A 25,843-nucleotide genomic window follows, 5' to 3' on the forward strand; every position below is an offset into this window, starting at 1 on the left:
CGGGTTTGCAAGGCCGCGCATTATACGAGGGGTGCGCGTCTGCCGCGATAGAAATGCAGTGATCCAGATCAAACGACACCTCGATGCAGCACAACTATAGTTGTACGGCACAGCCCGCCTTGTGGAGGTCAGCCCCATGCAGTCGATTCGCAGCATTCTGGTGATCATCGAACCCAACCAGACCGAGAGCCTGGCGCTCAACCGCGCCAGACTGATTGCCGGCGTCACTCAGGCTCATCTGCATCTACTGATCTGCGACAAGGATCATCCTCATACGCAGCGGCTCAACGAGCTGAAAAGAAACCTGCTGGAAGAAGGCTTTACCGCCACCGCCGAGCAGCATTGGGAAGAGTCCACCCACAAGACCATCAGCAAGGTGCAGCAGGCGGAAGGCTGCGGGCTGGTCATCAAGCAGCACTTTCCCGACAACCCGCTGAAAAAGGCCCTGCTGACTCCCGACGACTGGAAACTGCTGCGTTATTGCCCAAGCCCGGTGCTGATGGTCAAGACGTCGCGCCCCTGGAGCGGGGGCGTGATTCTGGCGGCGGTCGATGTCGGCAATGCGGATGGCGAGCACAAGGCGTTGCACTTCGATATCGTCGATCATGGTTATGACATTGCGGCACTGGCCAAGGGGCATCTGCATGTCATTACGGCTCATCCGTCGCCCATGCTGTCGGCTGCCGACCCGATCTATCAGCTCAAGGAAAGTATCGAGGCCCGCTATCGGGAGCAGTGTCGGGCGTTTCAGACGGAGTTCGATATCGACGACAGTCATCTGCATATCGCCGAAGGTCCGGCCGATGTGTTGATTCCGTTCACTGCGCATCAGCTTGACGCAGCCGTCACCATTATCGGTACGGTCGCGCGTACGGGGCTTTCGGGGGCGTTGATCGGCAATACTGCTGAAGTGGTGCTTGATTCGCTGGAAAGCGATGTGTTGGTGCTCAAGACTGAGGAGATCATCAGGCATCTGGAGGATCATCTGTAGCCCGTAACAGGCACGTTTCTCATCGGTGCATATATCCGGATTTTGCTGTGTGGCGGGTATCTGGTTCCGCCTTTACGGCGGGCCCCTTTGTTACGGCAAAGGGGCCCGCCGTAAAAGCGCAAGGCGGCATCAAGCCGAACGAACCATCAAAGAACAGGTACGTTTCTCTACTGTGGGCATATCCGGATTTTGTTGTGTGGCGAGTACAGGTTCCGCCCTTACGGCGGGCCCCTTTGTTTCGGCAAAGGGGCGAAACCATCGGCTCCGGTTCGGCCCCGCCTGACGGCGGGGTTCCCTCGTTTCCGGCGTTGTTCCATGGGGCCGCGCCGATGGGCCATCCTTGGCCTGGCGGCGCTTGCTCGGCTCCTGCCTCGCACCCCACTCCACAACACCTGCACTCGGCCTTCACCAACGTCGCAGTTGGTGGTGTTTTGACTTTTTATGCTCAAAAAATCAAAAGCGAAAAAGAGCTAAAGAAAAAGAAAGCTCTTTGCCACGATGGTGCAGGCACCACTGAACGCGACGTTGGTGACGGCTGAGTGGAGGCGGTGATCCGGTGGGAATTCTGCAGGGATGCAGAATTAGCCGCACTGGGCCATGGATGACCCATTGTGGCGACCGCCGGATCAGCGCCGGAGCGAAGGAACCCTGCCGTCAGGCGGGGCCGAACCCGGAGCAATGGCTTTGCCTACTTTGTCCGAAAACAAAGTAGGGCGCCGTAAAGGCGCAAGGCGGCATCAAGTCGAACGAACCATCCAAGGAACAGGTACGTTCCTCTACCGTGGACATATCCGGATTTTGCTGTGTGGCGAGTATCTGGTTCCGCCCTTACGGCGGCCCCCTTTTGTTTCGGCAAAAGGGGGGAAAACCATCGGCTCCGGTTCGGCCCCGCCTGACGGCGGGGTTCCCTCGTTCCGGCGTTGTTCCATGGGGCCGCGCCGATGGGCCATCCATGGCCTGGCGGCGCTTGCTCGGCTCCTGCCTCGCACCCCACTCCACAACACCTGCACTCGGCCTTCACCAGCGTCGCAATCGGTGGTGTCTGGGCTTTTTGTGTTTGAAAAGCAAAGAAAAGCTAAAAAGCTCTGTGCCGCGATGGCGTGAACAACGCCAAACGCGACGTTGGTGAAGGCTGAGTGGAGGCGGTGATCCGGTGGGAATTCTGCAGGGATGCAGAATTAGCCGCACTGGGCCATGGATGGCCCATTGTGGCGACCGCCGGATCGGTGCCGGAGCGAAGGAACCCTGCCGTCAGGCGGGGCCGAACCCGGAGCAATGGCTTTGGTTCCTTTGGCCGAAACCAAAGGGACGCGCCGTAAAGGCGCAAGGCGGCCTGGAGCCAAACACATCATTAAGGATCAGGCACCCACCTCATCAGCCCCCGAGCGCATCCTTGAGAAAACCCGGCGCGATATAACGCTGATAATGGGCCTCGGACAGCAGGAAAAACTCACGATCGATGGCATCGCGCAATTCCGGCAGTGCCCAATCGCGAAACTCCGGCAGCAGAACGAAGCCATAAGCCTCGACCTGGTTGATGACCCGCGCCCCGCGAGCGATCAATTGATAAGCCCAGCAGTATTCGGATTGATGGGCCACAAAGCGGATCTTGCGTTGAACGAGTTGCATCCGCAGTTTCTCGATATCGAAGATCTCGAGCTTGGCGGTCATCACCTGAACCAGCAGATGCTCCAGTCGGAGCCAGACCGCTCGTTTCTCGTCTTCGTTATAGCCATTCCAGTGAATCACTTCATGGTGGAAACGCTTGCAACCACGGCAGACCAGGTCTCCGTAAACCGTGGAGCAGAGGCCGACGCAAGGCGTTTTGATGATTTGATCAGGCATGGCTGGCAGGACAGGGGCAGGCGAAACGAGCTGGCATGTTAGCCCTTTGTCTAACAGGGGTCACCCCCGAAGATGTAGGGTCTAACTTACCTTTAACGAAGTTTTGCCGTAGAATCAGCGTGCCTTACAAGGCGCCAATGTCCGTTAGAAGCTGTTTTCAAAGCGTCACGAGCACAGTCAAGTTAATCCCGCAGTACGGTGTCGACAGGCCGTTCCCTCATCACGAATGGCCGTGTCGACCTACACTTCCCCCGTCCTGCAGGCGTAAAACTTTGAAAACAGCTTCGTAAGGAATTGCCGATACTCTGCCAACAGGGCTCCAAAGCCTTGCGTGGGTACGGACAATTTCTGGATGAGCGTCCCGGACACCCATTTGGGACCACTGATGAGGGTAATACTGTGCTTGAAGCCTACCGTAAACACATCGAAGAGCGTGCCGCCCAGGGTATCGTGCCCCAGCCGCTTAACGCCGAACAAACCGCAGGCCTTGTTGAGCTGCTGAAGAATCCCCCAGCTGGTGAAGAAGCTGTCCTTGTCGACCTGATCACCAACCGTGTTCCGCCGGGAGTTGACGAGGCTGCCTACGTCAAGGCCGGTTTCCTGTCCGCCCTGGCCAAGGGCGAAGCCACCTCTCCGCTGATCGACAAGAAACGCGCAACCGAATTGTTGGGCACCATGCAGGGTGGCTACAACATCGTCACTCTGGTTGCCCTGCTCGACGATGCCGAGCTGGCTCCGGTCGCTGCCGAACAGCTCAAGCACACGCTGCTGATGTTCGATGCCTTCCACGACGTCGCGGAAAAAGCCAGAAACGGCAATGTCCACGCCAAGGCCGTCCTGCAATCCTGGGCTGACGGCGAGTGGTTCAAGAAGCGCCCTGTCCTGGCCGACAAGATCAGCCTGCGCGTCTTCAAGGTCACCGGCGAAACCAACACCGACGACCTGTCCCCGGCACCCGATGCCTGGTCCCGTCCCGATATCCCGCTGCACGCCCTGGCCATGCTGAAAATGGCCCGTGAAGGCATCGTTCCTGACGTGCAAGGCTCCATCGGTCCGATGAAGCAGATCGAAGAAATGCGCGGCCAGGGCTTCCCTATCGCCTACGTCGGTGACGTGGTCGGTACCGGTTCCTCCCGTAAGTCGGCGACCAACTCGGTGCTGTGGTTCTTCGGCGACGACGTTCCTTATGTCCCGAACAAGCGTGCCGGTGGTTTCTGCTTCGGCAGCAAGATCGCTCCGATCTTCTACAACACCATGGAAGATGCTGGCGCACTGCCAATCGAATTCGACGTTTCCAACATGCACATGGGCGACGTGATCGACCTGTACCCGCATGAAGGCAAAGTCACCAAGCACAACAGCGACGAAATCCTGACCACCTTTGAAATGAAGACCCCGGTCCTGCTCGACGAAGTTCGCGCTGGCGGCCGTATTCCTCTGATCATCGGTCGCGGTCTGACCGGCAAGGCACGTGCCGAGCTGGGTCTGCCACCTTCGGACCTGTTCAAGACACCCGAGCAGCCAGCTGCCAGCACCAAGGGTTTCACCCTGGCGCAGAAGATGGTCGGCAAGGCATGCGGCGTAGAAGGTATCCGTCCAGGCACCTACTGCGAACCGAAGATGACCACCGTCGGTTCCCAGGACACCACTGGCCCGATGACCCGCGACGAGCTGAAAGACCTGGCGTGCCTGGGCTTCTCCACCGATCTGGTCATGCAGTCCTTCTGCCACACCGCTGCTTATCCAAAGCCGATCGACGTCAAGACTCACCACACGCTGCCTGACTTCATCATGACCCGTGGCGGTGTTTCCCTGCGTCCGGGCGACGGTATCATCCACAGCTGGCTGAACCGCATGCTGCTGCCTGACACCGTCGGCACCGGTGGCGACTCGCACACCCGCTTCCCGATCGGTATCTCCTTCCCGGCCGGTTCCGGTCTGGTTGCCTTCGCCGCAGCCACCGGCGTCATGCCGCTGGACATGCCTGAGTCGATCCTGGTCCGCTTCAAGGGCAAGCTGCAACCTGGCATCACCCTGCGTGACCTGGTTCATGCCATTCCTTACTACGCGATCCAGGCTGGCCTGTTGACCGTCGAGAAGAAAGGCAAGAAAAACGCCTTCTCCGGCCGCATTCTGGAAATCGAAGGTCTGGAAAACCTCAGCATCGAACAGGCTTTCGAGCTGTCCGACGCCTCGGCCGAACGTTCGGCTGCCGGTTGCACCATCAAGCTGGCAAAAGAACCGATCATCGAGTACCTGAACTCCAACATCACCCTGCTGCGCTGGATGATCGAGCAAGGCTACGGCGATCCTCGTACCCTGGAGCGTCGTGCCAGGGCGATGGAAGCCTGGATTGCCAATCCTGAGCTGCTGGAAGCCGACAAGGACGCCGAGTACGCCGAAATCATCGAAATCGACCTGGCCGACGTCAAGGAGCCTGTGCTCTGCGCGCCGAACGACCCGGACGATGCTCGCCTGCTGTCTTCGGTACAGGGCGAGAAGATCGACGAAGTGTTCATCGGTTCCTGCATGACCAACATCGGCCACTTCCGCGCTGCGGGCAAGTTGCTGGATCAGGTCAAGGGCCAGTTGCCGACACGCCTGTGGCTGTCGCCTCCGACCAAGATGGACGCTCATCAGCTGACCGAAGAAGGCTACTACGGCATCTACGGCAAGGCTGGCGCACGCATGGAAATGCCGGGCTGCTCTCTGTGCATGGGTAACCAGGCACGCGTGGAACCGAACTCCACCGTGGTTTCGACCTCGACGCGTAACTTCCCGAACCGTCTGGGCGACGGCGCGAACGTCTACCTGGCTTCGGCCGAGCTGGCGTCCGTGGCTTCGATCCTGGGTCGCCTGCCGACCGTCGAGGAGTACATGAGCTACGCGAACCAGATCGACACCATGGCAACGGACGTGTACCGCTACCTGAGCTTCGATCAGATCGCCGAGTTCCGTGAAGCCGCTGCGAACGCCAATATCCCGGTCGTTCAAGCCTAAGCACGAAGCACTGCGTTAAAAGAACCCCATCCTTGTGATGGGGTTTTTTATGGCCTTTCAGATTGCCTTCCCGAATGAATTCGGTCCCACAGAGGATGTGCTAACGTAGGCATCTCATCATTTTATAGCCCTTCGCCATGTCCATCACCGACAGCCTTATCGCCTTCACCTTCGCCGCTACGCTGCTGACGCTGACACCCGGCCTCGATACGGCTCTGGTGCTGAGAACCGCTGCTGTGGAAGGCAGGCAGCAGGCATTTCGTGCCGCGTTGGGCATCAATGCGGGGTGTCTACTGTGGGGAGCGGCCGTTGCCTTTGGCCTGGGCGCCCTGATTGCGGTGTCGGAGCTGGCCTTCAACATCTTGAAGTATTGCGGCGCGGCTTATCTGTGCTGGCTGGGGTTGAACATGCTGTTGCGCCCACGTAGCGCACTCTCGCCTGTCGAAGCGGATGGAAAACCAGGTGCAAACTGGTTTCTGAAAGGAATGGCAGGCAACGTACTCAACCCTAAAGTCGGTATTTTCTACGTTTCCTTTCTGCCGCAATTCATCCCTCAAGGGCAGCCGCTGATTGCCTGGACCTTTGGCCTGGTCAGCATTCATGTGGTGATCGGCCTGATCTGGTCAATCGTATTGATTGGCGCGACCCGGCCACTCGCCGGTGTGCTGCGGCGTGAGAGCGTGATCAAGTGGATGGACCGCACGACCGGCCTGATCTTCGTGCTGTTTGCTGCACGTCTGGCCCTGAGTAAACGCTGAGTACCGGTTAGAGGCATTCCTGCGCTACGCGCTCGAACCTGGAAGGCATGAAACTCGCGGTCAGCAACTGACGCTCATACAGGAACACTTTCCCGCCTGTCGGGGCCTTGTAAGCCTCGATGACATTGTCGGCTGCGATCGCGCTGGAAACGACAATCTTGTAATGCCGCTGGGATTGCGACAGCGTCGGGGTCAGAGCCTCTTCCTGCAACTTCGGCACCACGCACTGCACATACTCATCAGGTGCCTTGCTCGTCTGCAAGGTGAGGGTCGGTTCATTCGGAGCCGAAGCACAGCCCCCCAACAACAGGGCTGCCGCGGTAAAGGCAGGGACAAGAAAAAGACGCATGGAGGGAATCCTGAAATAAAAACGGCTCATCGAGCCCTGTAATCAATGCCGGGCATTCTCCTTTTTTATCGAAACAAACAGAAAGTGCGAGTTCTGATAGTCACTATCATCAGAAGCGATGCGGGCCTTGAAACAAAAAGCCCCGCATCTTTCAATGCAGGGCCTTTCGTTTAACCGCAGATCAAGCCATCACACCGTAACGGCTTGCCCGCTCATGGCCAGGTCCAGCAACTCGCGGTTGGCAACGGCATACATGGCGTAGTCCGTGCCGCTGGCGGCACGCAGTTCGACCAACATGGCACGCCAGCGCTCGACCATAGGGGCATGCTGCTCCAGCCACAGGGCCAGGCGCTCTTCCACTTCGGCAGGACCTTCCGGCATTTGCAGGACGGAGATGGTGATCGCCCGCTGCTGCCAGTCGATGTCGTCGCGGAAGGCTTCGCGGGCCAGCGCCTGCCAGTTGTTTTCCACCGGCAGGTTGCTGATCTGTTGCAGGTACCAGGTCACGTCCAGCGCGCTACCCACCGCGAAGTACACCTTGGCCACGTCGGCAGCGTTATGCCCGGTGACATCGGATGCTTCGATGATCGGCAACAGGGTGTACAGGTGGCTGGTGCCAGCAACCATGCGGGCCAGCAACTCAGGCACGCCAGCTTCGACATAAGCTTCGTAGCGCGCCTGCCAGACTTCCCGGGTCGGGCCTTCCAGCAGTTCGTCCAGCTTGAGACCCAGCGCCGCGAGGTGCGGGCCGAAGTGAGCCACATCACGACCGGCATCCAGCTCGTTGCGACGGCTGCGCAGGAACCAGCGCGTGGCACGGCGGCCCAGACGCATCAGTTCATCCATCAAGGACAACTGGATTTCGGCCGGAACCTTGTAGTCCAGTGCCTCGATCTGACGGAACCAGTGCGGCAGGTGGAAGATGTCGCGCACGGTCACGTAGGCAGCCGCCACGTTAGCCGCGCTCATGCCGGTGGACTCCTTGAGTCGCTGCACGAAGGTGATGCCCATGTGGTTGACCAGATCGTTGGCGATCTGGGTGCTGACGATCTCGCGCTTGAGGCGGTGAGCCCGCATCGCGGTCGAGAACCTGGCGCCCAGGGAGGGCGGGAAGGCCGTTTCCATGTCGCGGGTCAGGTAGTCGTCATCCGGAACACGCGACTCCAGCAGCGCTTCCTTGAGGTCGATCTTGCTGTAGGAGATCAAGACCGACAGTTCGGCACGGCTCAGGCCATGACCGGCCGCCACCCGCTCGGCGATCTGGTCTTCGGCCGGCAGGAACTCGATGGCACGGTCCAGCTTGCCACGGCCTTCGAGGTCGTTCATCAGACGCTTGTACTCGGCGATCCGGTCGTAGGCACGACGCGCCGCCAGGGACAATGCCTGGGTCTGCTTGTAGTTGTTGCCCAACACCAGGTTGCCGACTTCGTCGGTCATGCTTTCAAGCAGCTGGTTACGCTGCTTCTCGGTCATGTCACCGGCCTGCACCACTTCGTTGAGCAGGATCTTGATGTTCACCTCGTGGTCGGAGCAGTCCACACCACCGGCGTTGTCGATGAAGTCGGTGTTGGTCGCGCCGCCATTGAGGCCGAACTCGACACGGCCCAGCTGGGTCATGCCCAGGTTGCCGCCCTCGCCCACCACCTTGCAGCGCAGCTCGTTGCCATCGACGCGCAGCGCATCGTTGGCCTTGTCGCCCACGTCGGCATGGGTTTCTTCGCTGGACTTGACGTAAGTGCCGATACCGCCGTTCCACAGCAGGTCGACCGGCGCCTTGAGCAACGCATGCAGCAGTTCGGTCGGGGTCAGCTTGTCGGCCTTGATGTCGAAGCGCGCTTTCATCTGCTCGGTGATCGCAATGCTCTTCGCACTGCGCGGGAAGATACCGCCGCCCGCCGACATGATGCTGGTGTCGTAATCGGTCCAGGCAGAACGCGGCAGGTTGAACAGGCGCTGACGCTCGGCAAAGCTGCTGGCAGGGTCCGGATTCGGATCGATGAAGATGTGCAGGTGGTTGAACGCGGCGACCAGTTGCAGCTTGTCGGACATCAGCAAGCCGTTGCCAAACACGTCACCGGCCATATCACCGATACCGATCACGCTGATGCTGTCCTGCTGAACGTTGATGTCACGCTCGCGGAAATGGCGCTGCACGCCGACCCATGCACCCTTGGCGGTAATGCCCATCTTCTTGTGGTCATAACCGGCCGAACCACCGGAAGCGAACGCATCGCCCAGCCAGAAGCCGTAATCGATGGCGATGCCGTTGGCGATGTCGGAGAAGGTCGCGGTGCCTTTGTCGGCCGCCACCACCAGATACGGGTCGTCATCATCGTGACGCACCACGTTGGCCGGCGGAACCAGCACGCCTTCCTTGAGGTTGTCGGTGATATCCAGCAGACCCGAGATGAAGATGCGGTAGCACGCAATGCCTTCAGCCTGAATGTCATCACGGCTGCCACCCAGCGGCAGGCGACGCGGCAGGAAACCACCTTTGGCCCCTACTGGCACGATGACCGAGTTCTTCACCTGCTGGGCTTTTACCAGACCCAGCACTTCGGTCCGGAAGTCCTCTTCGCGATCCGACCAGCGCAAGCCGCCGCGAGCCACGTTGCCGAAACGCAAGTGAACGCCTTCGACACGCGGCGAATAGACGAAAATCTCGAACTTCGGCACCGGTTTCGGCAGTTCGGGAATCAGGCGCGGGTTGAACTTGAAGCTGAAGTAGCTCTTGTTCTGGCCATTGGCGTCGGTCTGGTAGAAGTTGGTCCGCAGGGTCGCCTTGATCAGGTCCAGGTAGCGACGCAGGATGCGGTCTTCGTTGAGAACCTGAACGTTGTCCAGCGCGGTGAGAATCGCCTGTTCCAGACGCAGTTGCTTGTCGTCCAGATCATCGGTGCCCAGCTTGCGTGCCAGATAGAAACGGGTCTTGAACAGGCGCGTCAGTTCACGGGCGATGTCGGTGTGGTTGTTCAGGGTGCTGGCGATATAACCCAGGTCGAAGCCCAGACGAATCTGCTTCAGGTAACGGGCATAGGCACGCAGCAGCGCCACGTCGCGCCATGGCAGACCGGCGGTCAACACCAGACGGTTGAAGGCATCGTTCTCGGCATCGCCGCTCACGATATGCACGAAGGCATCCTGCAACGTGTCGTTGAGTTGCTGAATGTCGAGGTTCAGGCCTTCGCCGTAGGTAAAGGCAAAGTCGTGAATCCAGAACTCACGGCCATTGGCGTGCTGCAGACGATACGGGAACTCGCCCAGTACGCGCAGGCCGAGGTTTTCCAGGATCGGCAGCACATCCGAAAGCGCCAGCGGCGTGTCGGCGTGGTACAGCTTGCAGTGCAATTGCTGACGGCCACCGGCCAGCGGCTGGTAGAAGCTCATGACCAGCGGATTGGTTTCGCTCAGGCTCAGTACATGCTGCATGTCGACCACGGCCGAATGCGCAGCGAAACGCTCGCGGTAACCGGCCGGGAAGCCTTTGGGGAAGTCCGCCAGCACATTGGTGCCGTGGGCTTCGCCGAAGCTTTCGACCACCAGGCTGGAGTAGTCATCCTTCCACGAACGGCAGGCCTGGATGACTTCGTTTTCAAGTTGTACCGGGTCGATATCCAGGTTGACCTTGGGGTCCACACGCAGGATCAACTGCACGCGGGCCAGGACCGACTCGGAGAAGAAGGTCCAGAACTCGCAGTCGCTGGCCTTCAGACGCTCCATCAGGACATGCTGGATCTTCTGACGCACTTCGGTGGAATACACGTCGCGCGGTACATAAGCCAGGCAGTAGCAGAAACGGCCGTACGGGTCCTTGCGCAGGAACACACGGATCTTGTTGCGCTCCTGGATCTGCACGATGGACATCACCGTGCTGAACAGCTCGTCCACCGGCGTCTGGAACAGGTCGTCGCGGGGCAGCACTTCCACGACCTGAGCCAGTTCCTTGCCCAGGTGCGCCTTGGCATCGAAGCCGGAGCGGCGCTCGATTTCCGCGACCTTGCGGCGGATGTATGGAATCTGACGCACGCTCTCGCCATACACCGACGAGGTGTACAGGCCCATGAAGCGGCATTCCTTGATGACCTTGCCCGACGCGTCGATCTTGCGGATAGAAACGTAATCGGGATAAGCCGGACGGTGGACACGGCTTGGATGGGCTGCCTTGGCGAACGACAGCAGCGTCGGCTCTTGCAGGTAGTTCACTGCATAGCCTTCGATGTGCAGGTCTTCGCTGGTGAGGCCCGGGCGCAACAGCTTGGCCAGCCCCAGGAAAGACGACTCGTCATAGATCAACTGGCCGCCATCGCCTTCACCGCGAACCTCGAACTCTTCATAGCCCAGGAAGGTGAAGTGGTTGTCCACCAGCCATTGCAGGAAGACTTTGACCTCCGCCTTTTCGTCCGCATCGACGTTGTATTCGCTGGTGTCGATACCCGCCAGCAATTCATGCAGACGAGCCTTCATCGGCTCGAAATCTTCCACCGCAGCGCGGACTTCACTCAGCACCTGCTCCAGCTCACGTGCCAGCACGGTCAGCTCATTGGCATTGGCGCAGCGATCGATCTCCAGGTACATCAGCGATTCTTGCAGCACGCCCTCGCCCGTCGTGCCCTTGGGCAGCAGCTCAAGCAGCTCGCCCGCCGGCCCGCGACGCACACTCAGTACGGTGGTCTGCAGGGTGTGGATGCTGTAACCGCGGCGGTTCAGCTCGGTACGGACCGAATCGACCAGAAACGGCAGGTCATGATGCAGCACTTCGACGGCACTGTGAGTCGATTGCCATCCATGACGCTCGTAATCGGGGTTGTAGACCCGTACCTGGGGCTGACCGTGCTCGAAACGCTCCAGCAGGCGCCAGGCGGACAAGGTGCAGCCTGCCAGGTCGGAAAGACGACGCTGGGTCAGTTCATCCAGGGAAATGATGCCGAAGAATTGTTCAGCGAACAGCGCTACTTGTGGCAATGCCTGTTCGTTGATGTGCTGAGCCAGTGCCGATTGCAGTTGGTGCTGGAAGTCGGACTTGCTGGCTGCGGTGAAGAACGCCATCTGTGGTACTCCGCTTTGCTTTTATAAGGAGGAAGCTTGATGGAAGTGTCTCGTACCAGGCTGCACCGGGGATGTAACGGGCAGAGGCACAGCATGGCAGAGTGTAAAACTAAAGAAATAACGTTTGCCGCGAACGAGTCGTCACATCCGATCCGGAAATGGAATCGACGCGGCCAGGAGCAGCTCTTTGACCGCTCATCTGTTGGCAGCTTAACGAGAGCGCAGGCGTGGATACTTACAGGGCTGCGACATATTCGGACATCCACGAACAGCAACCGTCATACAAATCCTGTAGGACCGGATTTATCCGGGAAAGCATGCTTTCGGACGGTACAAATGGTGTAGATGTACGATCTCTTTCCGGAAAAATCCCGCACTGGGAGAATTACCCAGCAAGTTTCAACCGGGGCTGGCAAAATCGCCTCTTAGCCCAGCCAGGACACTGCCATGCAAATCAAGACCGCCCTTTTACTCGCCAATCCTTGCGACGACGAGAACGACGACATGGCACTGCTATGCTGCCATGACGAAAAACACGAGCTGTTTTCTCTGGCGCGCTTTCCGGACGAGGACGAAGTCGAGATCACCGTCTGCGATGACACGGTGTATGTGAACAGCCTGAAAGTTTCCCTGAGCGCCACACACCTGGTAGTGGAGATTTCAGCCGAGGATGCAGAAGCCCTGGGCGGCGATACCCGGTATGAAGTGCTGCATGCCACCTCGGCCGATGATCTGGGTGAAGTGCACGCAACGCTGCAAATTCTCCTTCAGGACATCGGTACGCTCGAAAGCGAGCTCATGTAAGTCGCTTCCAGGGCAGATAGCCATTTTGTAGAAAAAATGTGCATCAAAGCCGGGCTCCTGAACAACCTGTAAAGGGTGCCGCCGACATCGTCGTTTTTTGAAAATGTCGGTACATACTGCAACGAAATAAACCGGCATAAGAGAGTAAGGTTGAGCCTTCGCCACCCGGAGCCTCCCATGCAGCCCATCTTCGATGCCCATTGCCACATCATTGATCCGAACTTCCCACTCACGGCCAACAACGGATATCTGCCAGAGCCTTTCGGCGTCACCGACTACCTGGCGGCCGTCTCGCCACTGGGGGTCACAGGCGGCGCCGTGGTTTCCGGGTCATTCCAGGGCTTCGATCAGGGCTATCTGCTCGAAGCCCTGCGTCGACTGGGGCCTGACTTTGTCGGTGTGACCCAGTTGCCCGCCAGCGTCACCGATGCCGAGCTGGAAACCCTCAATGGCTTCGGCGTACGTGCCCTGCGCTTCAACCTCAAGCGCGGCGGTTCGGAACAGCTGGACCAGCTCGAATCCCTGGCCAGACGCGTGCATCGGCAGGTGGGCTGGCATTCGGAGCTTTATATCGATTCACGGGAACTGGCCGACATCGAAACCCGCCTGCTGCAATTGCCCGCCGTGAGCATCGATCATCTCGGGCTGAGCCGCGAAGGCTTGCCCACGGTGCTTCGACTGGCCGAACGCGGCGTGCGTATCAAGGCCTGTGGTTTCGGGCGTGTCGACTTTCCCGTGGTTCAGGCACTCAGGGACATCCACTCGGCCAACCCGAATACCCTGATGTTCGGAACGGACCTGCCTTCGACACGCGCACCTCGAGCATTCCAGGCGAGCGATATCGAAGTGGTCGTGGAGGCATTGGGTGAAAAGGCAGCCCAGAAGGTGCTGTGGAGCAATGCCGCAGACTTCTACCGGCTATGACACTGTCATCGGGAGGGCATGATCGAAACCGATAGCATGCCCTCCCCTCTACACATTTTCGACAAAACTCGTGGGACCATTCTCAAATAAACGCCACCCACTTCCTGAAAGCGTATAAAAAACACCACGGCGGTTAGTCGATCCCTACCGGGATGGATTAAAGTAGCGCCCCCAGCTCCGGTGTCATGTGACACCGCTGATTACCTTGCCAGGAACAGTCACCGATGGAACATCGTGAAGCGTTGATTGCGCTGCGAACATTTCTTTCAACGCAGATTCTCGGCCAGGAAAAACTGATCGAACGCTTGCTGATCGCCTTGCTTGCCGATGGCCACATGCTGGTCGAGGGCGCGCCGGGGCTGGCCAAGACCAAGGCCATCAAGGAGCTGGCGGAAGGCATCGAAGCCCAGTTCCATCGAATCCAGTTCACTCCCGACCTGCTGCCTGCAGATATCACCGGTACCGAGATCTATCGCCCGGAAACCGGCAGCTTCGTCTTTCAGCAAGGCCCGATCTTCCACAACCTGGTACTGGCCGACGAAATCAACCGTGCCCCGGCCAAGGTGCAATCGGCATTGCTGGAGGCCATGGCCGAACGTCAGGTCAGTGTCGGGCGCAGCACCTATGACCTGTCGCCCCTGTTTCTGGTCATGGCCACTCAGAACCCCATCGAGCAGGAAGGCACCTATCCCTTGCCGGAAGCTCAGCTCGACCGCTTCCTGATGCACGTCAAGATCGGCTTCCCGGATGCCGCCGTGGAACGCAAGATCCTGCAACAGGCCCGTGGCGAGGCACTCAACGGCGAAACCAAACCCGAACGCCGGATCAGCCAGCAGGCGATCTTTGCCGCCCGCAAGGAAATCCTCGGCCTGTACATGGCCGATGCAGTGGAGGAGTACCTGGTGCAACTGGTCATGGCGACCCGCACCCCGGCCAAGTTCGACCAGGAGCTGGCCGAATGGATCGGCTATGGTGCCAGCCCGCGAGGCTCCATTTCACTGGACCGTTGCGCACGCGCCCATGCATGGCTGGCCGGGCGCGACTTCGTCAGCCCCGAAGACATCCAGGCGGTGCTGTTCGACGTGCTGCGCCACCGCATCATCCTGTCGTTCGAGGCCGAAGCGGCCGGTATCGATCAGGACCGTGTGATTCAGCGAATTCTCGACGTCGTCGCTGTTGCCTGACGCCATGCAACCCTATCTGATCTCCCAGCCGGGCATTCGGGTCAGCCTCAGCGAGCTGATCGAAATGCGCCATCGCGTGCGGGAAGTGCAACTGTTCTCCACGCCGAGTCGACGCAGCCCCTTGATCGGCCTGCACCACTCCCGGCTGCGCGGCCGTGGCGTGGATTTCGATCAGGTGCGGGTCTATCAGGCCGGCGACGATGTGCGCAGCATCGACTGGCGGGTCACGGCCCGCACTCAGGAGCCGCATACCAAACTGTTCCATGAGGAGCGCGAACGGCCGATCTTCATCATGGTGGAACAAAGCCGACGCCTGTTCTTTGGCTCGGGCCTGATGTTCAAATCCGTGCTGGCCGCCCAGGCCGCCGCCCTGATCGGCTGGGCCGCGCTGGAGCATAACGACCGGATCGGTGGTCTGGTGTTCGGCGACAGCGAAAACTATGAAATCAAGCCCCGGCGCAGCAAGCAAAGCTTGCTGCAGCTGCTGAACCGGCTGGTACGCTTCAACCAGTCGCTGCACACCGAAACGGCTGCCGACCGCGATGCATTCGGCATTGCCCTGCGCCGCGCCCGGGAAGTGCTGCGGCCCGGCAGTCTGGTCATCGTATTGTGTGACGAACGCGCCCTGTCCGATGCTGCCGAACAACAATTGAGCCTGCTGTCACGCCACTGCGACCTGCTGCTGTTGCCCATGTCCGACCCTCTGGACCGTGCACTTCCTGCCGCTGGCCTGTTGCGCTTTGCCGAACGCGGAGCCCAGCTGGAACTCGACACTCTGGACCCGGAACTGCGCAAGGCCTATCGTGCCCAAGGGCAGGCCCGCGCCGATCGCTGGGAGCTGCTGGCGAAAAAGCTGCGCGTGGTGTTGATGCCCCTGAGCACTCAAGTCGGCATTGTCGAGCAGTTACGCGATTATCTGGACGCCCGGCGCCCGGTAAAAACCAAATGAACCCACTGGATCAACTGCAACCGCTGATCGCCCCCGCGCCGGTCGGCATCTGGCCACCGGCTCCGGGCTGGTGGCTGTTGCTGCTGTTGATACCAGCCGTGCTCTGGGGCGGCTGGCGGCTGCGTACCCTGCTGCCGGTAAAAACCGGCAAGCGCCGCAACGAACAGCCTCTGGACCCGGTGCGTCTGGCGGCGCTGGCCGAGCTGGCCAGCCTGCCCAAACCCTACGATGGCGCACCGGCGGGGGCCTGGCTGCAACAGATCAATGGCCTGCTCAAGCGTGTGTGCCGCAACCACTATCCCCATAGCCAGAGCCATACCCTCAATGGTCGAAAATGGCTGGCCTTCCTCGACAACCGCTGCCCCGCCGCCGGCCTGACCCGCTGGATGATTCTGGTCGAAGGGGCCTATAAGCCCGAATGCAAGCTCGACGACAAGGCCATTACCGGCCTGACCCAGTCGGTCGAAACCTGGATTCGCAAACATGTTTGAGTTCGCCTGGCCCTGGGTCTTCGTGCTGCTGCCACTGCCCTGGCTGATGCGCTTCGTGCTGCCCATTGCCGACAGCGGGGAAGCGGCGCTCAAGGTCAGTTTTCTCAACGAACTCGAAGCACTGAGCGGGCGCAGGGCCAAGGCCAACCTGCCCGCCTGGCGGCAACGCCTGCCTCTGCTGCTGATCTGGCTGTTGCTGCTGATCGCCTGCGCCCGCCCGCAATGGCTGGGTGAACCGCTGCCCATTGCCGCCAGCGGCCGGGATCTGCTGGTGGCCGTGGATGTGTCCGGCTCCATGGACTATCCCGACATGCAGTGGCAAGGCGAAGACGTCAGTCGACTGGTGCTGGTCCAGCATCTGCTGGGGGATTTCCTCGAGGGCCGCCAGGGTGACCGCGTTGGCCTGATCCTGTTCGGCAGCCAGGCCTTCCTTCAATCGCCGCTGACCTTCGACCGCCGTACCGTACGCATCTGGCTGGACGAGGCAAAAATCGGCATCGCCGGCAAGAACACCGCCATCGGGGACGCCATCGGCCTGGCCCTCAAACGTCTGCGCCTGCGCCCGGCCAACAGCCGGGTGTTGGTGCTGGTGACCGACGGAGCCAACAATGGCGGTCAGATCGACCCGGTGACCGCCGCACGGCTCGCCGCCGAGGAAGGCGTCAAGATCTACCCCATCGGTATCGGCTCCGACCCCGACAGCAGCGGCGTGCAGAGCCTGCTCGGGCTGAACCCCAGCCTGGACCTGGACGAACCCACCCTCAAGGAAATCGCAGAACTCAGCGGCGGTCAGTACTTTCGCGCCCGTGACGGCGACGAGCTGAGAAAGATCCGTCAGACCCTCGACTCACTGGAACCCGTTGCCCAGCAGCCCACTCAGGCACGTCCGGCCATGGCGCTGTATCCATGGCCTCTGGCTGTCGCGCTCCTGGCGAGTGTGCTGCTGGCCCTCCGTGACCTGTGGACCAACAACGCACTGCAACGCCTGCTCAACCGGCAACGTCTGGTTCGCCTGCGTGAACGTCTCGAACGCATGAGGAGGCCACGATGATCGCGCTCTGGCCTCACTGGCTACGTCCCTGGTGGCTGCTGATCCTTCCGCTGCTGGCTTTGCTGATATGGCATCTGTGGCATCGGCAGAAACGCGCCGGACGCTGGCAGATGATCATGCCGGTGGCGTTCCACTCCGTACTGCTCAGTGGCGGACGCGGGCGCAATAACAAATTGCCCTGGGTCGTTCTGGGCCTTTGCTGGGCTCTGGCGTTGCTGGCCCTGCTCGGCCCCGGCTGGCAACGTGTCGAGCAGGTCAGCCAGAAACCGGTCGACCCGCTGGTGGTCCTGCTAGAGCTGACGCCGCAAATGCTGGCCACCGACAGTCCGCCGACACGTCTGGAGCAGGCCCGTCGCAAACTGCTGGACCTGCTTCAGGCCCGCAGCGATTCACAAACCGCAATCATCGTCTACGCCGGTAGCGCTCATACGCTGGTGCCACTGTCCGACGACCTCGCAACCAGCCACAACCTGCTGGATGCCATCAAACCGTCGATCATGCCTCTGGCCGGTCAACGGGCCGATCTGGCGGTCAAGAAAGCACTCGATCTGCTCAAGCAAGGCGCACTGGGCCAGGGTCGCATGCTCTTGATCGGCTCGTCCTTGAGCGAACAGGAACGCCAGGGCATAGAGCAGCAGCTCAAGGGGCAGTCCCCGCCCCTGCTGATACTGGGCGTCGGAACGGCAGAAGGTGCGCCTGTCACGCTGGAGAACGGCAGTCTGCTCAAGGACGCCCAGGGCGCGATTCTGGTGCCGCGTCTGGACAACGCCAGCCTCAATGACTTTGCCAACAACATCGGTGGCAGCTACCGTCAGGCCCGGATGGATGACGAAGACCTGCGCAGCCTGGGCCTGTTTTCGGGTCCGCAACATTTGCGCAACGATGGCCAGATCCTGCATCTGGACACCTGGGCCGATCAGGGCCACTGGTTCCTGTTGCCCTTGCTGTTGCTGGCCGCCTGCGCCGGACGACGCGGCTGGCTGTTTTGCCTGCCCCTGCTGTTCATGCTGCCCCAGAACAGCCAGGCCTTTGAATTTCAGGATCTGTGGCTGCGCCCGGATCAACAGGGGCAGCGCCTGCTGGAGCAACATCGCCCGGCTGAAGCCGCCCAGCACTTTGAAAATCCACAATGGAAAGGCATGGCCTTCTATGCCGCGGGTGACTATGCCACCGCCGCCCAGCGATTCGCTGAAGGCAATACCGCCGTGGACCATTACAATCGCGGCAATGCCCTGGCCCACAGCGGAGAACTGGAAGCCGCTCTGGACGCCTATGAGCAGGCCCTGGAGCGCCAGCCGAACTTTCCGGCCGCCCAATACAACAAGGCCCTGATCCAGAGCCTTCTGGACCAGAGCAAAAACCCTGCGCCCACAGAGACCGGGCAGGACAAGACAAGCGAAAACGAAGAGGGCAACGAGGCTCCGCATCAACAAGCCAGTAACCGACCCGAAGCCGATCAGGCCCAGGCGCAACCCGGCGAAGAAAACAGCACGGACAGCCCGTCTTCGGACCTGCCGGGCAACGAGGCGGCGGACCCGACGCAAGAGGATGAACAGACGACCCGCCCTCCGATCCAGCCTGCCGACACCCAGCTCACCGGCGAACGGCGTCAGGCACTGGACCAATGGCTGAGACAGATCCCGGACGACCCCGGCGAACTGCTGCGGCGCAAGTTTCGCTACGAACAGCAACACCAGGAAAAGACCCGATGAGTCGCGCCTACACCTTACTGACAGGCCTGCTGCTGAGCCTGATTGCCTTGTCGTCACCGGCGGCAGAACTGATCGCCAAAGTCGACCGCACACGCCTCAATTCCGGCGAAACGGTGGAACTGACCCTGGAAACCACCGATGTCACGTTGTTCGGCAAACCCGACCTGACGGCCCTGGAGGAAAGCTTCGATGTGCGCGGCACCCGCCAGATCAACCGCCTGACCACCCTGGACGGCGGCAATCAGGCCACCACACGCTGGATCATCACATTGCTGCCCAGGCAATCGGGCATTGTCGTCATCCCCTCCCTGCAACTGGGTGAACTGAAAAGCCAGCCGGTCAGCCTGCAAGTCATGCAGGGCGACCTTCAGGAACAGGGCAGCAAACTGGCACCGGTCTTCATCGAAGCGAGCCTGGATCAGGAGAGCGTCTACGTACAGGCTCAGGCGGTACTGACCCTGCGTATCTACCACTCGGTTTCGCTGTTCGACGACAGCAGCCTGAGCCCCTTGCAGATCGCTGAAGCACGGGTCGACAAACTGGGCGAGTCGCGCACCTACGAGAAGCTGATCAACGGCGTACGCCATGGCGTGATCGAAATGCGCTATGCGATCTATCCACAGCAAAGCGGCACCTTGGAGGTTCCGGCCCTGGTGTTCAGTGCCACGCTGGTACAGACAGGAGCACAAAGTCAGGACGCCAGCCCGTTCGGTCCGCAACCGGGCAAGCTGGTGCGGGTCAACTCCGCCAAGATCCCCTTGAACGTCAAACCCCGCCCCGCCAGCTACCCGGCGGATGTCCCGTGGTTACCGGCACGCAGCGTGAGCCTTGAAGAGCACTGGAACCCCGAGCCGGGCAACAGCCAGGTCGGCGATTCCCTGACCCGGACCATCATCCTCAAGGCCGAAGGGTTATCCGGCTCCCAGTTGCCGCCGCTGCCCGCCACAGATGTCCCGGGGTTGCGTCATTACCCCGATCAGCCACAGATGAACAACCTGATCAGCGAACGCGGTCTGATCGGTACTCGCGAAGAGCGCGAAGCCCTGGTCCCCAACCGTGCGGGTGCCATTGATCTGCCCACCGTGGACGTAACCTGGTGGAACACCCGCGAAGATCACCTGGAACACAGCAGCCTGCCGGCCCGCACATTGCAGGTCAGCAATAATCCGGGGCTTGCGGTGGACACACCGGTCAACAACGACGCAGGCAGCCTGGCGGTCATTGGCCCGCCCGTCTGGCCATGGCAGCTCAGCACCCTGCTGTTTGCCTGCACGACCCTGCTGGGCCTGACCCTCTGGTGGCGGGCACGCGGGCAACCGGCAGTGACCCGCACCGTACAGAACGGGCCAAGCCCGCGCACCGTGCTGGACGACCTCAAGCGAGCCTGTCAGGCCAACGACCCTCAGGCGACCCGTCAGGCGCTGGATACCTGGGCACGCCAACAACCGGAGACTCTGGCCGATATGGCAGCCCGCTTCGTGCCGCTGTCCGATGCACTGGACGGGCTGAACGGTGCCCTTTATAGCGAAACCGGCCAGTTCTGGCTCGGTGAGGATCTGTGGCGTGCCATCCGCACCCTGCCCGCGGCCGAGCGGATTCAGGACCCGGCAGCGGATACCGGGTTACCGCCGCTTTATCCGAAGTGAGCCCTTCGCGAATGAATTCGCTCCTGGAGCTGTGGGAGCGAATTCATTCGCGAAGCGGCAATACCCATAAATACCGTTTACAGGTAACTCCATGCGTTTGTTTCACACCTCCGACTGGCATCTGGGTCAGAACCTCCACGGTCAGGAGCGGGATTTCGAGCATGCCAGCTTCCTGAGCTGGCTGCTGGCTCGTCTGGCCGAGCGTCAACCCGATGTGCTGTTGATCGCTGGCGACATCTTCGACACGGTCAACCCTCCGGTCAAAGCCCAGGAACGTCTGTACGACTTCATCGTCAACGCCCATGAACAACAGCCGAATCTGACCATCGTCATGATTGCCGGCAACCATGACTCCGGCTCGCGTATCGAGCTGCCTGCCCCGCTGATGCGCCGCTTGCGCACTCACGCCCTGGGTCGGGTCTTGTGGCTGGACGACGGCACGCTGGACGCCGACCGCCTGCTCTTGCCGCTGCCAGATGCTACCGGTGCAATCCGGGCGTGGTGCCTGGCACTGCCCTTTCTGCGCCCGGCCGAAGTCACGGGCGCGACACTGGGCGACGATTACCTGCGAGGTATCGCCAAAGTCCATGAGCTGTTGATCGAAGCTGCCCAGAGCAAGCGTGAGCCGGGCCAGGCCCTGATCGCGGTCAGCCATGCCCACATGGCCGGCGGTTCAGTATCCGAAGACTCCGAACGCAGCCTGATCATCGGCAATGCCGAAGCCTTGCCCGCCAGCCTGTTCGGCCCGGGCATCACCTATGTCGCCCTGGGTCATCTGCACAAGCCACAGCGCGTCAATGGTGAAGACCGCATTCGCTACAGCGGCTCGCCCATTCCCCTGTCATTCTCGGAAATCGGCTACCAGCACCAGATTCTGGAAATCAACTGCGACGGTGAACAACTGGTCAGTGTCGAACCCCGGCTGATTCCCCGCGCCGTCAACCTGCAACGCCTGGGTCCTGCTCCGCTGGCCGAGCTGCTGCTGCAACTCAAGGAGCTGCCGGACATCGACCTGCTGGCCGACATCGATCGCCAACCCTGGCTGGAAGTCCGTGTGCGCCTGGACGAACCTCAACCGGACCTGCGCAACCAGATCGAAACCGCCCTGCAAGGCAAGGCCGTGCGTCTGGTGCGCATCGGTGCCGAATATGCCGGCAAAGGCAGCGGTAACGATGGCGATGAAGAGGCTGCCCTGATCGAACTGGACCAACTGAGCCCGCAGGAATTGTTCAGCCGCGCCTGGGAGGACAACTTCGGTCAGGCCGTCGATGAACAGACCCTCACCGATTTCGCCACGCTGCTGCGTGAAGTTCAGCAGGAGAGCGAACAGCCATGAAGATCCTTGCCATTCGCCTGAAAAACCTGGCCTCGCTGGCCGGGCCGTTCGAGCTGGATTTCACCGCAGAACCACTGGCCAGTGCAGGCCTGTTCGCTATCACCGGCCCCACCGGGGCCGGTAAAAGCACCTTGCTCGATGCCTTGTGTCTGGCGCTGTTCGGGGCGATTCCGCGCCTGAGCAATATCGGCCAGTCCAAGGTTCCGGACGTCGAGGGAGAAATCACCACCAGCGATCCGCGCACCCTGCTGCGACGCGGTACCGGCAGCGGATACGCCGAGGTGGATTTCGTCGGTATCGACCAGCGCCGCTACCGTGCCCGCTGGGAAACCAACCGTGCCCGGGACAACGCTGCGAAAAAGCTGCAAGCCAGCCGCCAGACCCTGACCGACCTGGACAGCGAACAAGTCCTCAGCAATCAGAGCAAGCGCGAGTTCGAGCAACTGATCGAGCAACGCCTGGGCCTGAATTTCGAGCAGTTCACCCGGGCCGTGATGCTGGCGCAGAGCGAGTTCAGTGCCTTTCTCAAGGCCGATGACAAGGAACGCAGCGAACTGCTGGAGAAGCTGACCAACACGGCCATCTACAGCCAGCTCGGACGTCGCGCCTACAGCAAGAGCAAGGAAGCCGAAGAAGCGCTCAAAGCCCTCAACGCTCAGGCCGGCACTGTCATCCCGCTCGACCCTGAGCAACGCGCCGAACTGGAACAACACCTGAATGAGGCTCAGCAGCAGCTCAAACGCCATCAGGCCGAACAGCGGCAACTGGAACTCAAGCAACAGTGGCTGAGCGAACTGCACCGCCTGCAGGATGCACAGCTCAGCGCCACTGAAAGCCTGAGCAGCGCGCAACAGGAATGGGACAGCCTGAATGGTCAGCGCCAGACGCTGGGCCAACTGGAACGTCTGGGGCCGCAACGCCATCGCTTTGCCCGTCGCATTGCGCTGGATGCACAGCTAAAGCCGCTGGCTGAACAGATTCGTCAACATCAGGCCCAGGCGCTCACGCTCCAGACGCAGCAACAAACACTGGAAAGCGAACGCCATAACGCCCAGGCGCATCTGCTTGAAGCCCAGCAAAAACAGAACGATGCCAAACCGCTGTTACAGCAGGCCTTTGAAGCCCAAAACACCCTGAACCACCTGACTCAGGAACTGGCTCGCGTCGTTGCGCTCCAGCAACAGGTCGATCAGAGCTGCACTCAAGGCCAGAGCCAGTTGCAAGGCTTGCTCGATCAGCAACAGCAGGTTGCCCAGCGTCTTGAACGTATTGCGCAGCAGCTTGAACAGAGCAATGAACTCGCCCCGCTGGCACACGCCTGGAACGCCTGGCGCGACCGGCTGAAATCCCTGACGCTGACGGCCAATCGCCTGAAACACGGGCAAGACGAGTTGCCCGCTCTGCAACAACGCGCTACCGATGCCGATCAGCAATTGCTCCAGCAGCGCAACGAGCTGGAGGTGCTGTACCGAGAGGCCGATTGCGAAGCAGAAGCGGTCACCGAGCAAACCCAGCTTCTGGGCAACCTGTTGCAGGACAACCGCAAGCAGCAGCGCGCCTTCGAGGAGCTGGCGCGCCTGTGGGCCAGCCAGCAGGAGATCGACAAACAACTGCAGGCACTCGCACAGCAGCAACACGATGCCCAACAGGAACGCGAAAAGCTCAATGCAGAAGGCATCCAGACCCGGGACGATCTGAAAGTTGCCGAGCAGACCCTGAGCGTCACTCAGCAGTTGCTGGAGCGTCAGCGTCTGGCCCGCAGCGCCAGCGTCGAAGAGTTGCGTGCGCAGTTGCAGGACGATCAGCCCTGCCCGGTGTGCGGCAGCGTCGAACATCCCTGGCATCAGCCCGAAGCACTGCTGCAAAGCCTGACCCGCCACGACGAAACAGAACAGGCCGGTGCCCAGAAAGCGGTGGATGAATTAAAGGAAAAGTACAACCAGTTGCGCGAGCAGGTCGGCGGGGTCATTGCCCGTCAGAAAGAACTCATCCGTCAGCAGGAAAAATTGACTCTCCAGCAGCAAGCCCTGATGCCGGACCTTGAGGCCCATCCCCTCGCCGCCCAGCTGCTGGACCGTGATGCCACTCAACGTGATGGCTGGTTGAACCAGCAGCTCAGTCAGTTGAATGAGGTCATCGACCGCGATGAGCTGCGCCAGAATGCCTTGCTCAAGCTGCAAAAGGACGCCGCACATCTGCAACAACAGCTCCAGGTCGCCCATGAGGCCAGCCAGACTGCCGCACGACATGTCACCGACCAGCTCAAGCAACTGGAAGCCGACCGTGAGCGCCTGGAAGAAGAACTGACCGCGCTCTCCACCCTGGTATCGCCTCAACTTCTGAGCAACCTGCGCAGCGACGCTTCAAACACGGTGATGCAGCTTGAGCAACAAGTCATGCACCGTCTCGATCAGCTGGAACAGCAAGGCGAAGAACAGCAGGAACAACGCGACCGCCAGCAAAAGATCGAAAAGGAACAGGTCGAGCAACAGAACCGGGGGCAGCGCCAGAGCGAACTGCTTGAACAGGCTCAGGGCCTGAGCCAGCAACAACAGGCCAGCCAGCAACTTTTGAGCGATCTGCTGGGCACGCATACCGATGCCCGGCAGTGGCAACACGCACTGGAACAGGCCGTCGAACAGGCCCGACACGCGGAGATGTCGGCAGGCCAGACGTTGCAGGATGTTCACAGCCAATTGATCCAGTTGAACGCCGAACTCAAGGCCGGTCAGCAACAACAGCAGGCACTGGAGCTGGAATCCGGCGAGCTGGACGAGCAGATCCGCGAATGGCGCAGCAGCCATCATGAGCTGGACGACGCCACTCTTGAGGTTCTGCTGACTTATGACGACTCCCGTATCGATGAGCTTCGTCAGCAACTGAGCCGCAGCGAAAAGGCCCTTGAGCAAGCCAAAGTGCTACTGCATGAGCGCGAAGAACGTCTGCAACAGCATCAGGCACAACACAACGACGTCATCGATAGCGAACAACTGACCACGGCACTGCTACAAGCACAGACCCACTACGAAGCCAGCGAACAACACTGCGCCGACCTGCGCGCCAGACTGAGCGAAGACGAGCAGCGTCGCAACGCCAACAGCGAGTTGCAGGCGCGCATCGCACTGGCCACGAGCGAGTACCAACGCTGGGCCCGCCTGGCCACCCTGATCGGCTCGGCCGAAGGCGACAAGTTCCGCAAGATCGCCCAGGCCTACAACCTCGACCTGCTGGTCCATCACGCCAACGCCCAGCTCAAACAACTGGTGCGTCGCTATCGCCTCAAACGCGGCGGCAGCATGCTCGGCCTGCTGGTGCTGGACACGGAAATGGGCGATGAACTGCGTTCGGTGCATTCGCTGTCCGGCGGCGAAACCTTCCTCGTCTCGCTCGCCCTCGCACTGGGCCTGGCCTCCATGGCATCGAGCACACTGCGTATCGAATCGCTGTTCATCGACGAAGGCTTCGGCAGTCTGGACCCCGAATCCCTGCAACTGGCCATGGATGCTCTGGACGGCTTGCAAGCACAGGGCCGCAAGGTCGGCGTGATCTCACACGTACAGGAAATGCATGAACGGATTCCGGTGCAGATCAAGGTACGTCGACAGGGGAATGGGTTGAGCACGATTGAGGTGGGGGATTGAAAAATTTGCCTGTCCGAGCATCGATAGAAGAATAGGCTTCGTCCTTTTATTTTTCGTCGACAGTTCTGACCGGCAGCTACCTTTCATACTCAGCGCTTATCAACTCGTGGTGACCT

The 25,843-nt window shown here is 60.5% G+C and carries 17 protein-coding genes; 14 read left to right on the forward strand and 3 right to left on the reverse strand.

Annotation, left to right across the window (positions count from 1 at the left end):
* Nucleotides 1-136: 136 nt before the first annotated feature.
* Together ACIPY9_RS23245 and ACIPY9_RS23250 are read left to right on the forward strand one after the other, a co-directional pair.
* Nucleotides 137-991, forward strand: a complete 855-nt coding sequence (locus ACIPY9_RS23245) for a universal stress protein (RefSeq protein ID WP_400707152.1) — start codon at nucleotides 137-139, stop codon at nucleotides 989-991.
* Nucleotides 992-1,320: 329 nt separating this feature from the next.
* Nucleotides 1,321-1,530: a hypothetical protein gene (locus ACIPY9_RS23250; RefSeq protein WP_400707155.1), complete on the forward strand. Its 210-nt coding sequence runs from the start codon at nucleotides 1,321-1,323 to the stop codon at nucleotides 1,528-1,530.
* 835 nt (nucleotides 1,531-2,365) lie between these two features.
* Here ACIPY9_RS23250 and ACIPY9_RS23255 read toward each other — a convergent pair.
* Complete coding sequence (locus ACIPY9_RS23255; protein WP_400707158.1) at nucleotides 2,366-2,836, reverse strand: DUF1289 domain-containing protein; 471 nt, start codon at nucleotides 2,834-2,836, stop codon at nucleotides 2,366-2,368.
* Nucleotides 2,837-3,235: 399 nt separating this feature from the next.
* Between ACIPY9_RS23255 and acnB the strand changes: the two genes are divergently transcribed.
* Nucleotides 3,236-5,836, forward strand: a complete 2,601-nt coding sequence (acnB, locus tag ACIPY9_RS23260; RefSeq protein WP_400707161.1) for a bifunctional aconitate hydratase 2/2-methylisocitrate dehydratase — start codon at nucleotides 3,236-3,238, stop codon at nucleotides 5,834-5,836.
* A gap of 137 nt (nucleotides 5,837-5,973) precedes the next feature.
* Nucleotides 5,974-6,594, forward strand: coding sequence for a LysE family translocator (locus tag ACIPY9_RS23265; RefSeq protein WP_400707164.1), 621 nt, complete (start codon nucleotides 5,974-5,976; stop codon nucleotides 6,592-6,594).
* Nucleotides 6,595-6,601: 7 nt separating this feature from the next.
* Here the strand turns inward: ACIPY9_RS23265 and ACIPY9_RS23270 are convergent, their stop codons facing one another.
* The gene (locus ACIPY9_RS23270; RefSeq protein WP_400707167.1) at nucleotides 6,602-6,943 is read right to left on the reverse strand and encodes a hypothetical protein; all 342 of its coding nucleotides are present in this window, start codon (nucleotides 6,941-6,943) and stop codon (nucleotides 6,602-6,604) included.
* Nucleotides 6,944-7,132: 189 nt separating this feature from the next.
* Complete coding sequence (locus ACIPY9_RS23275) at nucleotides 7,133-11,989, reverse strand: NAD-glutamate dehydrogenase (RefSeq protein WP_400707170.1); 4,857 nt, start codon at nucleotides 11,987-11,989, stop codon at nucleotides 7,133-7,135.
* Between the two features lie 447 nt (nucleotides 11,990-12,436).
* On the opposite strand from ACIPY9_RS23275, the gene ACIPY9_RS23280 reads away from it, so the two are divergent.
* From ACIPY9_RS23280 to ACIPY9_RS23325, 10 genes are all read left to right on the forward strand, one after another.
* On the forward strand, nucleotides 12,437-12,793 hold the full coding sequence (locus ACIPY9_RS23280) for a hypothetical protein (protein WP_400707173.1): 357 nt from the start codon (nucleotides 12,437-12,439) through the stop codon (nucleotides 12,791-12,793).
* Between the two features lie 177 nt (nucleotides 12,794-12,970).
* A complete protein-coding gene (locus tag ACIPY9_RS23285; RefSeq protein WP_400707176.1) occupies nucleotides 12,971-13,717 on the forward strand; it encodes an amidohydrolase family protein in 747 nt (248 codons plus the stop codon).
* Nucleotides 13,718-13,941: 224 nt separating this feature from the next.
* Complete coding sequence (locus ACIPY9_RS23290) at nucleotides 13,942-14,901, forward strand: AAA family ATPase (protein ID WP_400707179.1); 960 nt, start codon at nucleotides 13,942-13,944, stop codon at nucleotides 14,899-14,901.
* A gap of 4 nt (nucleotides 14,902-14,905) precedes the next feature.
* Nucleotides 14,906-15,850, forward strand: coding sequence for a DUF58 domain-containing protein (locus ACIPY9_RS23295; protein ID WP_400707182.1), 945 nt, complete (start codon nucleotides 14,906-14,908; stop codon nucleotides 15,848-15,850).
* Entirely contained in the window at nucleotides 15,847-16,341 is a 495-nt protein-coding gene (locus ACIPY9_RS23300) for a DUF4381 domain-containing protein (RefSeq protein ID WP_400707185.1), read from the forward strand. The genes ACIPY9_RS23295 and ACIPY9_RS23300 overlap by 4 nt, the downstream gene beginning before the upstream one ends.
* Nucleotides 16,334-17,392 (forward strand): vWA domain-containing protein, encoded by a 1,059-nt coding sequence (locus tag ACIPY9_RS23305; RefSeq protein ID WP_400707187.1) that lies wholly within the window; start codon nucleotides 16,334-16,336, stop codon nucleotides 17,390-17,392. Before ACIPY9_RS23300 ends, ACIPY9_RS23305 begins: the two co-directional genes overlap by 8 nt.
* Nucleotides 17,389-19,104: a VWA domain-containing protein gene (locus ACIPY9_RS23310; RefSeq protein ID WP_400707190.1), complete on the forward strand. Its 1,716-nt coding sequence runs from the start codon at nucleotides 17,389-17,391 to the stop codon at nucleotides 19,102-19,104. Before ACIPY9_RS23305 ends, ACIPY9_RS23310 begins: the two co-directional genes overlap by 4 nt.
* Nucleotides 19,101-20,750 (forward strand): BatD family protein, encoded by a 1,650-nt coding sequence (locus tag ACIPY9_RS23315; protein ID WP_400707193.1) that lies wholly within the window; start codon nucleotides 19,101-19,103, stop codon nucleotides 20,748-20,750. The genes ACIPY9_RS23310 and ACIPY9_RS23315 overlap by 4 nt, the downstream gene beginning before the upstream one ends.
* Nucleotides 20,751-20,841: 91 nt before the next feature.
* Entirely contained in the window at nucleotides 20,842-22,086 is a 1,245-nt protein-coding gene (locus ACIPY9_RS23320) for an exonuclease SbcCD subunit D C-terminal domain-containing protein (RefSeq protein WP_400707196.1), read from the forward strand.
* Nucleotides 22,083-25,727 (forward strand): AAA family ATPase, encoded by a 3,645-nt coding sequence (locus ACIPY9_RS23325; RefSeq protein ID WP_400707199.1) that lies wholly within the window; start codon nucleotides 22,083-22,085, stop codon nucleotides 25,725-25,727. The genes ACIPY9_RS23320 and ACIPY9_RS23325 overlap by 4 nt, the downstream gene beginning before the upstream one ends.
* Nucleotides 25,728-25,843 lie beyond the last annotated feature (116 nt).

Origin of the sequence: Pseudomonas sp. NPDC089734, assembly GCF_044748865.1 — a bacterium.
In the GTDB taxonomy this organism is placed as follows: Bacteria; Pseudomonadota; Gammaproteobacteria; order Pseudomonadales; family Pseudomonadaceae; genus Aquipseudomonas.